Source organism: Sandarakinorhabdus sp. (assembly GCF_031430775.1).
Taxonomy (GTDB): domain Bacteria; phylum Pseudomonadota; class Alphaproteobacteria; order Sphingomonadales; family Sphingomonadaceae; genus Sandarakinorhabdus.
The window spans coordinates 1-9,933 of the sequence record NZ_JANPCD010000067.1; the positions used below are offsets into that span (position 1 = coordinate 1).

The 9,933-nt window shown below is 64.4% G+C and carries 13 protein-coding genes and 1 tRNA gene; 12 read left to right on the forward strand and 2 right to left on the reverse strand.

The features are described 5' to 3' along the window. The 10 genes from RMQ73_RS03550 to RMQ73_RS03595 all read left to right on the forward strand — a co-directional run. Positions 1–722, forward strand: a 722-nt coding sequence (locus tag RMQ73_RS03550) for a GTPase (RefSeq protein ID WP_310496650.1), incomplete at its 5' end; no start/stop codon positions are given. Beyond that, positions 707–1,843 carry a glutamate 5-kinase gene (gene proB / locus RMQ73_RS03555; protein ID WP_310496651.1) on the forward strand — a complete coding sequence of 379 codons (1,137 nt, stop codon included), beginning with the start codon at positions 707–709 and terminating at the stop codon, positions 1,841–1,843. The genes RMQ73_RS03550 and proB, both read left to right, overlap by 16 nt. After that, complete coding sequence (locus RMQ73_RS03560; RefSeq protein WP_310496652.1) at positions 1,840–3,087, forward strand: glutamate-5-semialdehyde dehydrogenase; 1,248 nt, start codon at positions 1,840–1,842, stop codon at positions 3,085–3,087. Before proB ends, RMQ73_RS03560 begins: the two co-directional genes overlap by 4 nt. An 11-nt stretch (positions 3,088–3,098) precedes the next feature. Next, positions 3,099–3,677, forward strand: a complete 579-nt coding sequence (locus RMQ73_RS03565; RefSeq protein ID WP_310496662.1) for a nicotinate-nucleotide adenylyltransferase — start codon at positions 3,099–3,101, stop codon at positions 3,675–3,677. Positions 3,678–3,736: 59 nt separating this feature from the next. Next, entirely contained in the window at positions 3,737–4,120 is a 384-nt protein-coding gene (gene rsfS / locus RMQ73_RS03570; RefSeq protein ID WP_310496663.1) for a ribosome silencing factor, read from the forward strand. Positions 4,121–4,125: 5 nt separating this feature from the next. Further along, positions 4,126–4,539 carry a 23S rRNA (pseudouridine(1915)-N(3))-methyltransferase RlmH gene (locus RMQ73_RS03575; RefSeq protein WP_310496653.1) on the forward strand — a complete coding sequence of 138 codons (414 nt, stop codon included), beginning with the start codon at positions 4,126–4,128 and terminating at the stop codon, positions 4,537–4,539. 111 nt (positions 4,540–4,650) lie between these two features. Beyond that, complete coding sequence (locus tag RMQ73_RS03580) at positions 4,651–5,991, forward strand: S41 family peptidase (protein ID WP_310496654.1); 1,341 nt, start codon at positions 4,651–4,653, stop codon at positions 5,989–5,991. 75 nt (positions 5,992–6,066) lie between these two features. Then, the gene (locus RMQ73_RS03585; protein WP_310496655.1) at positions 6,067–6,648 is read left to right on the forward strand and encodes a VTT domain-containing protein; all 582 of its coding nucleotides are present in this window, start codon (positions 6,067–6,069) and stop codon (positions 6,646–6,648) included. After that, positions 6,638–7,102: a disulfide bond formation protein B gene (locus RMQ73_RS03590; RefSeq protein ID WP_310496656.1), complete on the forward strand. Its 465-nt coding sequence runs from the start codon at positions 6,638–6,640 to the stop codon at positions 7,100–7,102. Before RMQ73_RS03585 ends, RMQ73_RS03590 begins: the two co-directional genes overlap by 11 nt. Beyond that, positions 7,078–7,629 (forward strand): demethoxyubiquinone hydroxylase family protein, encoded by a 552-nt coding sequence (locus tag RMQ73_RS03595; protein WP_310496658.1) that lies wholly within the window; start codon positions 7,078–7,080, stop codon positions 7,627–7,629. Before RMQ73_RS03590 ends, RMQ73_RS03595 begins: the two co-directional genes overlap by 25 nt. A gap of 3 nt (positions 7,630–7,632) precedes the next feature. Here RMQ73_RS03595 and hspQ read toward each other — a convergent pair whose 3' ends face one another. After that, positions 7,633–8,016, reverse strand: coding sequence for a heat shock protein HspQ (hspQ, locus tag RMQ73_RS03600; protein WP_310496659.1), 384 nt, complete (start codon positions 8,014–8,016; stop codon positions 7,633–7,635). A gap of 178 nt (positions 8,017–8,194) precedes the next feature. Here hspQ and RMQ73_RS03605 point away from each other — a divergent pair. After that, positions 8,195–8,284, forward strand: a tRNA-Ser gene (locus RMQ73_RS03605). A gap of 167 nt (positions 8,285–8,451) precedes the next feature. Here the strand turns inward: RMQ73_RS03605 and RMQ73_RS03610 are convergent. Then, entirely contained in the window at positions 8,452–9,219 is a 768-nt protein-coding gene (locus tag RMQ73_RS03610; protein WP_310496660.1) for a hypothetical protein, read from the reverse strand. Between the two features lie 469 nt (positions 9,220–9,688). On the opposite strand from RMQ73_RS03610, the gene RMQ73_RS03615 reads away from it, so the two are divergent. After that, positions 9,689–9,933: hypothetical protein (locus RMQ73_RS03615; protein WP_310496661.1), on the forward strand; the 245-nt coding region annotated here is incomplete at its 3' end.

Below are 9,933 nucleotides of genomic sequence, written 5' to 3' on the forward strand. Positions count from 1 at the left end.
CCCTGATCTTCGATTTCACCCATGTCGGCCAGCGCGCGATCCTGCTCAAGGGCGGCGATGGCGGCAAGGGCAACAGCCATTACAAGAGCAGCACAAACCGCGCCCCGCGCCAATTCCAACCGGGCTTTCCGGGCCGCGACATGTGGCTGTGGCTGCGGCTGAAACTCATCGCCGACGCTGGCCTGCTTGGTCAGCCCAATGCCGGCAAGTCCACCTTCCTGAACGCTGTATCGAACGCGGCTGCAAAGGTCGGCGCCTATCCTTTCACCACCCTGAAACCGCAGCTTGGTGTCGTCGCCCACAAGGGCCGCGAGCTGGTGATGGCCGATATTCCCGGTCTCATCGCCGGCGCCGCAGACGGTATCGGCATCGGTGACCGGTTCCTGGGCCATGTCGAACGCTGCCGCGTACTGCTGCATCTGGTCGATGCCAGCCAGCCCGGCCCGGCCCAGATCTGGCAAACTGTGCGTGACGAGCTCGAGGCCTATGGCGGCGGCCTTGCCGACAAGCCGGAAATCCTGGCACTGTCCAAATGCGACCTGGTCAGCCCGCAAGCGCTGGCAGCCAAGAAACGCGCGCTCGAGGCGGCTTCGGGCCGGCCTGTGCTGCTGCTATCGGCGGCCACCCGCGCTGGTGTCGATACCGCACTTGATCAGCTTATCACTTTGGCTGGCCGAGACCAGGTCGTGCCCTTGGACCAGCGGACATGGACGCCGCTCTGAACCCTGAGGCCAGGTTTGCCCCGGCAGCCTGTGCGCGGCTGGTGGTCAAGATCGGCTCGTCGCTGCTTGTCGATGGTGCCGGACAGGTCCGCCGTGACTGGCTGGCCAGCGTAGTGGCCGACGTCGCCGCCGCACGCGCGGCGGGCCAGGAAATCGTTATCGTATCGTCGGGCGCCATCGCACTTGGCGCGCGCCGCCTGGGTCTTGAAAAAGGTGGCCGAGCCAGTCTTGAAGATGCACAGGCCGCTGCCGCTGTTGGTCAGGTGGCGCTGTCGGCGCTGTGGGAATCATTGCTTGGCGCTGCTGGCCTTACCTGCGCGCAGGTGCTGCTGACACTTGGCGATCTTGAAGACCGCCGCCGCTATCTGAATGTTGCGGCGACGTTGGGACGCTTGCTCAGTCTTGGCGCCGTGCCGGTGCTCAATGAACACGACACGGTGGCGACCAGCGAGATCCGTTTTGGCGACAATGACCGGCTGGCGGCGCGCGCGGCACAAGCTGCGGGCGCCAGCGGCGTGTTGCTGCTGTCCGATGTCGATGGCCTGTACACCGCCAATCCGGCCAACGACCCCCAAGCGTCACGGGTGCCGTTGGTCAAGGCGCTGACCCCCGAGATCATGGCGATGGCGAGCGGCGCCAGTGCGTCAGGCATGGGTTCGGGCGGCATGGCGTCCAAGCTACTCGCGGCACAGATTGCTGGCACGGCCGGCATCCCGCTGGCGATTTCCGACGGCCGCGCCTTACATCCGCTGAAACAGTTCATGGGCGGCGGCCATGGCACGGTGTTCCTTGCGCCACGCGGCACCCGCGCCAAAAAGGCCTGGCTGGCCGGGCGGATGACCGTGGCCGGCACGCTGACTATCGACGCCGGCGCCGAAACAGCGCTGCGGCGCGGCGCCAGCCTGCTCGCAGCCGGCGTGCGCGGCGTCGAGGGCCGGTTCAAGCGCGGCGATGTCGTGGCGCTGCATGGTCCCGACGGCAACATCGGACGCGGGCTTGCCGGCTATGACGCCGATGACGCGCGGCGGATCATGGGCCTGCGGGGCGAGGCGCAAACCGCAGTGCTTGGCCATGCCCCGCGTGCCGCCATGGTCCATGCCGATCATCTGGTGCTCACATGAGTGTCATTCACGACATGGCCCGCGCCGCACGCGCTGCCCTGCCGGCACTCGCCGGTGCCAGCACAGCGCAGAAAATCCATGCGATCACCGTCGCTGCGGCACGAATTCGAGTCCGCAGCGCGGATATCATCGCCGCCAATGTGCAGGACATGGCTGCCGCCCGCGCGTCCGGGCTGTCCCCGGCACTGCTTGACCGGCTGGCGCTCGATGCCGGGCGGGTGCAGGCGATGGCGCAGGGTCTGGATGTCGTCGCCGCCCTGCCAGATCCCGTCGGCACGGTGATCAAGCACTGGCAGCAACCAAATGGGCTTGATTTCACCCGCGTTCGGGTTCCGCTGGGCGTCATCGGTATCATCTACGAAAGCCGGCCGGGCGTCACGGCCGATGCCGCCGCCTTGTGCCTGATGGCCGGCAATGCCTGTCTGTTGCGGGGCGGCAGCGAAGCGGCCCTGTCCAATGCCGCCCTGCTTGCATGCATCGCCGATGGCCTTGCCGCTGCCGGCCTGCCAGCCGCCGCCGTGCAGCAGGTGCCGCCGGGCGACCGGACGCTGGTGGATGACATGCTGAACGCCCATGGGCTGATCGACATCATCATCCCGCGCGGCGGCAAGGGCCTGATTGCGCACGTGCAGCAACAGGCGCGGGTGCCGGTGCTCGCGCATCTGGACGGCATCAACCATGTCTATGTCGATGCATCGGCCAATGCCGTGATGGCTGCGGGCATCGTGCGCAATGCAAAGATGCGCCGCACCGCCGTCTGCGGCGCGATGGAAACGCTGCTCATTGATGCACATGCCGCGCCCGACCTGGCCCGCGCGGCAGTGGCGGCGCTCGTCGAAGCTGGTTGCGCGCTGGTTGGCGATGCCGCCGCAATGCGCATTGATTCGCGAATCGCCCCGGCAGGCGACGCGGCGTTCGACACCGAATATCTCGACGCCATCGCCTCGGTTGCCGTGGTGGACGGTGTTTCCGGCGCCATCGCGCATATCACCCGGCACGGCTCGGCCCATACCGACGCCATAGTCGCTGAAAATACTGCCGCCGCCGAAGCATTTCTAGCCGGCGTCGATAGCGCCATCGTGCTGTGGAACGCCTCGACGCAGTTTGCCGATGGCGGCGAGTTTGGCTTTGGTGCCGAAATCGGCATCGCCACCGGGCGACTGCACGCGCGTGGCCCGGTCGCGCTCGAGGAACTGACCATCTACAAGACCCTGGTGCGCGGCAACGGGCAGGTGCGGTCCTGAGACGCATCGGCATTCTGGGCGGGTCGTTCAATCCGGCCCATGCGGGTCACCGTCAGATCAGCCTGGCGGCGCTGCGCCTCCTGGCGCTTGATGAAGTCTGGTGGCTGGTCAGTCCACAGAACCCGCTGAAATCTGCGTCCGGCATGGCGCCGCTTGCTGTCCGCCTCGCCAGCGCCCGTGCCGCCGCGCGCCATCCCCGCATCCGCGCCAGCAGCATCGAATCGGCGCTGGGGACACGTTTTGCTGCCGATACGATGCGTGCGCTGCGCCGCCGCAGCCCGGACGCGCGCTTTGTGTGGCTCATGGGCGCTGATATTCTGCCGGAATTGCACCGATGGCACGACTGGCGGCGCTTTGCGCGCACGGTCGCCATCGCAATTGTGCCGCGTCCGGGTTATGATAACGCCAGCAGTCGGGCGATGGTCTGGCTGAAACGTTTTTGCCGGCCGGCAGCCGAGGCAGCGCATTGGACGCGGCTGTCACTGCCGGCGATAATCACCCTCGATCTGCCCCGTTCGGGCCAGTCGGCTACGGCCATCCGCCGCGCCGACCCGGACTGGAGCAGACGCTGGAAAGGAATACACCGTTGATCGTACAACCCTTGCAGGACACCAACCTGGCCACCGACCGCGTCGAGGAACTGCACGCCATGATCCTCAAGTCGCTTGAGGACGACCAGGCGGTCGAAACCGTGTCGATCCCGCTCGCCGGCAAGACCAGCATCGCCGATTACATGGTCATCGCCAGCGGCAAGTCCGGCCGGCAGGTGGCCTCGATGGCCACCAAGATCGCTGACCGGGTCAAGTCCGATTTCGGCCGCCTGGCGCGAATCCAGGGCCTGCCCACCGCCGATTGGGTGCTGATCGATTGCGGTGATATCATCGTCCATATCTTCCGCCCCGAAGTGCGCAGCTTCTACAATCTCGAACGCATGTGGGCATTTGATGACACACCGAACAAGGGCGAGCCACGCATGGGCAACCTGCGTGAAGCGCGCGATCCGGCGCTGGGCGATCCGCGCAAGCTTGGCTGAGACGGGTGAAACTGGTCATCGTGGCGCGCGGCCGCATCGGCCAGTCGCCCGAAGCCGAATTGGTCGACCGCTACGCAAAGCGGCTGCGCGGCGTCTTGTCGGTCACGGAAATCGCCGAAAATGCCCCTTGGCCCAAGGGCGACGGCGGCCGCACGGTCGTGCTGGATGAAACCGGCACAGATCTGACATCACAGGCACTGGCCGCGCAACTGGGGCTTTGGCGCGACGAGGGCGTGCGCGAAACGCGCTTCCTGATCGGCGCCGCCGACGGCCATGATCCAGCCACCCGGGCCAGCGCCGACCTGCTGCTTTGCATGGGCCGTGCGACTTGGCCGCACATGCTGGCGCGCGCCATGCTGGCTGAACAATTGTACCGGGCGACGACCATCCTGACCGGGCATCCCTATCACAGGAATTGAGCAGAGCTGCGGCATTCAGCCCGTGGCAAGCCGCATATGCTAGGCGGTTGGGGGATAGCCAGTGCCGCCTCATCTGCTATTCTGGGGTCATAGTTGCGGAAAGTTACGGTTATGCCTGCCAATTGGAAAATCCTGCTGCCCGTGGCGGCGCTGGTGCTGGTGCCTGGCGCGGCGGCCGTCAACGCAGCGGCCGAAAGCGACACCTACAAGCAGCTTGATGCGTTGATGGACGTATTCGAGCGGGTGCGCGCCGATTATGTCGACAAGACCGATGACAAGGCGCTTATCGAAGGCGCCATCAACGGCATGCTCGCCAGTCTTGACCCGCACAGCTCATACCTCGATATCCGCGACTACAAGACGATGCGCCAGCAGACCGACGGCGAATATGGCGGCCTGGGCCTGACCGTCACCACCGAAGACGGCGCAGTCAAGGTTGTTGCCCCCACCGATGACACGCCCGCGGCCCGCGCCGGCATCAAGTCGGGTGACTATATCACCAACCTTGATGGCGAGCTGATCTATGGCACGTCACTGAACGACGCTGTCGATAAGATGCGCGGCGCTCCGGGCACGTCGATCAAGCTGACGGTGGTGCGTGAAGGCGAAGCAAAGCCGCTGGAATTCACGCTGAAGCGCGAGGTCATCCAGATAAAGCCGGTGAAATTCGAAACCCGCGGCACGGTCGGCATCATCCGCATCGCCACTTTCAACAAACAGACGGGCGAAGCCACTCGCAATGCGGTCGCATCTATCGAAAAGCAGCTGGGCGACAAGCTCGCCGGCTATGTCATAGATCTGCGTTCCAACCCGGGCGGCCTGCTCGACCAGGCCATCGAAGTGTCGGACGTGTTCCTCGAGCGCGGCGAAATCGTTTCGCAGCGCGGGCGCACCAAGGCGGAAATCCAGCCCTATTATGCCAATGCCGGCGACTTGACCGGCGGCAAGCCGCTGGTCGTGCTGGTCGACGAGGGGTCGGCTTCGGCGGCAGAAATCGTAGCCGGCGCCTTGCAGGATCATCGCCGTGCCGTCGTGCTGGGCCAGCGCAGTTTCGGCAAGGGCTCGGTCCAGACACTCATTCCGTTGCCTGGCGATACGGCGCTGCGGCTGACCACCGCGCGCTATTTCACGCCATCGGGACGCAGTGTGCAGGAAAACGGCATAGAACCCGATATCCAGGTGCCCCAACTTACCGAAACCAGGGCATCGGACCGCCCGCGCCTGCGCGAGGCCGACCTCAAGAAACACCTGGTCAACGAAATCAAGGACGGCACCGAGAAACTGGTGGAGCAGGACGGCAAGCCCGATCCGCGCTTTGCCGCCACGGCTGACGAGCTGAAGAAAAAGGGCATCCTCGACTACCAGCTCGACTATGCGACGCGCCTGCTCGCCCGCCTGGCGCCGCCCGCCCCCGTTCTGACTGCCGCTGCCGGGAAAACGCCGGCGCGCTGACGCTGTTCACCATGATCTTGTCATGTTCGGCGTGCATGGCCACGTCTTGCGCGCTGTGCGCCAAAGGAACTGCCCTTGCTCCGCCGCCTTTATGACTGGACGCTTGCCAAGGCCGCGCTGCCGGGCGCCGAACGCTGGCTGATCGGGATCAGTTTTGCCGACAGCTCGTTTTTTCCCGTGCCGCCTGACATCATGCAGATTCCGATGTCGATCGCCAGGCCGGAACGCTCCTTGCGCTATGCCGCTGTCTCGACGGCCGCGTCCGTGGCGGGCGCACTTCTGGGCTATCTGATCGGCTCGGTGCTGTATCAGACCATCGGCGTGCCGCTCCTGCAATTCTATGGCTATGAGGACCGGTTCGTCGCCTTTGCTGCCGATATCAAGGCGCACGGCTTCTTGTGGATGCTGGCCTTTGCGTTCCTGCCCATCCCCTACAAGGTCGCCACCATTGCGGCAGGGAGTATTCATCTGGCCATTCCAACGCTGCTATTGGCCTCTGTGCTGGGGCGCGGCGGGCGGTTTTTCCTGGTGGCGCTGGTGCTGCGCCGCTTCGGAGCGCAGGCACAGGACCTGATCGACCGTTATTTCAATACGCTGGCATTGGCAGCGACCACCTTGTTCGTCGGCGGCTTTGTGGTGGTGCGCTATGCGTTCTGATGCAGCGGCAAACGCTCTTTTGCTGACGGTGCCCGCTGCGCTGCTCGGCGGCGCGCTGGCATTCCAGTATCTTGGCGGGTTGGCCCCGTGCGAAATGTGCCATTGGCAGCGCTGGGCACTGGTGGCGACCCTGGGCCTGGGCCTTGCCGCTGCCGGCTTGCACCAGGCACGCGCGCTTCTGTGGCTGACAATCCTGGCGCTATTGGCCGATGCCGGCATTGCGGCCTTTCATGCCGGCGTCGAGCAGCATTGGTGGCAGGGCATCACCCGCTGCGCTGCCACGCCCGTGGCCGGCGACCTGGGCGCAATGATGGCTGACATCCTGTCACAGCCGCTGGTCCGCTGCGACGCCATTGCATGGTCCATGCTGGGCATTTCGATGGCAGGGTGGAATGCAATCATTGCAAGCGCGACCGGAGGGCTGGCAACATGGCTGATGACAAGACGACCATAAGGCATCTGCCAGGCGACAAGCGTGCGTCGACGGTGGCCATGGTGCGTGTCGACCAAGCCGGCGAATATGGCGCAGCGCGCATTTACGCCGGGCAGTTGGCGGTGATGGGCGGCCGGCATGCTATGGTCGGCGAGATCCGTCACATGGCCCATCAGGAAAAACGCCATCTGGACGGTCTGGATGCGCTGATGACACGGCGCGGCGTGCGGCCGACCCTGCTGCATCCGCTCTGGCATGTCGCCGGCTATGCGCTGGGCGCAGCAACAGCGCTTCTGGGGCCAACGGCAGCCATGGCCTGCACCGAAGCCGTCGAAACCGTGATCGACGAACATTATGGCGAGCAGGCGGATCTCCTGGCCGATGGCCGCGACCCCGAATTGGCTGCAATGATCGACGACTATCGGGCCGACGAGGTCGCCCATAGAGAAACCGCCGCCGCACATACGGGTGGCGGTGCCTTTCCGGTGATGGAATCGCTGATCAAGGCCGGCTGCCGCTCGGCAATCGCGGCCGCCACTCGTATCTGAGCGTCAGTTGCGGATTTCGGGACGCAGCTGGTATCGCCCGCGCTCGAAACCGCTGAACAGCTGCGTCACCGCAGGATGACCAACCGGCTCGCCGTCAGGCTCGAGCACCAGATTCTGCTGGCTGACATACGCGACATAGGATGATTCGTCGTTTTCGGCGAACAGATGATAAAACGGCTGGTTCTTGCGCGGCCGAATGGTTTCCGGGATCGCCTCCCACCATTCATCGGTGTTGGCAAAGACCGGATCGACGTCAAAGATCACACCCCGAAACGGGAACAGCCGGTGATGCACGACATCGCCGATCGCAAAGGTCGCTGGCGATGCCTCGCCTTCGGCCTGCTGGATCTCGATTGGCGCCCTGTGGGTCTTGAAACGTTCGAACATGCCCATTGGTCCTTTGCATCTGCTCCTTTGGCCCATCACGGCATGAACAATATAGGGACTGATTGCGCAAGGAGAAGGGCCGCATAACGCATGAAGGCTTGGCAGTGTTCCCGCCCTCCGCTATAGCCCGCCCCTTCGATCTTTCAGCCAGCCTCAACAGGGTGGCAACCTCGTTTGCGGAGAGGTGCCAGAGTGGTCGAATGGGACGGTCTCGAAAACCGTTGTGGGTGCAAGCTCACCGTGGGTTCGAATCCCACCCTCTCCGCCACAAGGGCTTCCAGCCCAGGACAAGACAAAAAGCCCTGTAGTTACGGAAATTTTTTTGGCGCCTCCTGTGTCCAAGGCGATCCAGACCCATACCCCCTTGTCCAAACGCAGGAGGGGTGTTTTATGGAACCGGCAGCAGCTGAGAGACGCGAAAGCCTCCTTCGCGTTTCAAAGGTCCGCCGCCTGAACGTGCATCCAGTCGAAATCACGCGCGCGGCCCAGCGACGTCCACCCTTCCGCCTCCCAGGCATCGAGGAACGCGGCGTATTCGGGCTTCGCGAAGACCGCCGTGCGATGGTCGGCGCGCAGCGGATTGCGCGCCGGGTCCCAGTCGATGGCGCAGGCATAGGCATGCATCGAAAGCTTGGTGCCGCCACGCATGACGCGATTGTTATAGCAGCCGCCGTAGCGATCGAGCCCCAGCGTGTGAATGCGGTCGGCGCCGTAATGATCGAGGATCGCCTGCATCGCGCGCAACGCGCTCTGTGCGCATTTCGCGTTGATCGTCATCGAGCGCACCGGCGAATCGCCGTAAAACAGCCGGTAGGGCGGCGTGATCGTGGTGTGGTTAGTGCCGGGCGCACCATAGAACTTCGCGGCGTCCGATTGCTTGCAGAACGCGGGCGACGTGCGCGGCAGCCCGGCGGCGGCGCGCCCACGGCGCTCCTTGTTCTGGAACTGCTCCCAGCCGTACTGGGTCATCACCCCCTCGACCCCGTCGACCCCGCCGACATCGATCCCGGCCTCGGTCATGATCTGCTGGTCAAGCGCGAGGCGGACGCGGCCGTCGCTCCACGCCGGGTTGTACTTCGGGGCATCGCGCTGAAGCCACTGCCGCCCGGCCGCGATCAAATTCGCAGCCGTTCGCACCGCACCGTCGGCGGGCAAAAAGCCTTTGCCCGCCAAGGCCCGCTCTACCGTGGTATCGTCAATCATGGGCCATTTTTCCCCGAGAAGCTTCAGTAATGTCTCACCATTACCGCAGATTGGCAATAGTTGCTGCGGAGTCATCTGCGATGGATGTCAATAGCATGTCGATGATTTCATCCCCCACATGAGCTTTCTACTACGAGTAAATTTGTCGATTGGCTGTTAATAGAAGACGGTCTGGATCCAAAAGACGAACCGACCAAGTGGCGCGGACAAAAGCAAGATCCGCGAGGTGCCGTCATCTGCCACATGGGGTCGGCGGTCGATACCGCGCCGCGAGGCAGCGCAACTGCCAACATCGAACGCTGTTTCAACGAATGGGCCGTCGGTGCAGGCCCGCCGATACCGAAGCCATGGAGCCGTTCGATCAGCATACGCTACAACTCGGTCAATTCTTGCGAATGCGACGCCGGTCCCCATCACTGGTTGCTGCCTGCATCGAGCCTGCTACTGAGTTGCCAACTATTTGTGGGGAATGGCGATGCGGGCGTATTGGTTGGCTGGCGTGGCAGGAGTCGCGGTGCTTGGTGCAGCTTCGGGTTCGGCGCAGCCGGCTAAGGCAGCGGCACCGTCACAGGCACCGACCGGCGTGGAGGCCTATTTTGGTGGTCTCAAGTGGCGCAACATCGGTCCGGCCCGCGGCGGGCGCTCGATCTCGGCCATGGGCAGCGTGGCGCGGCCCAATGAATATTGGTTCGCCGCCACGGGCGGCGGCCTGTG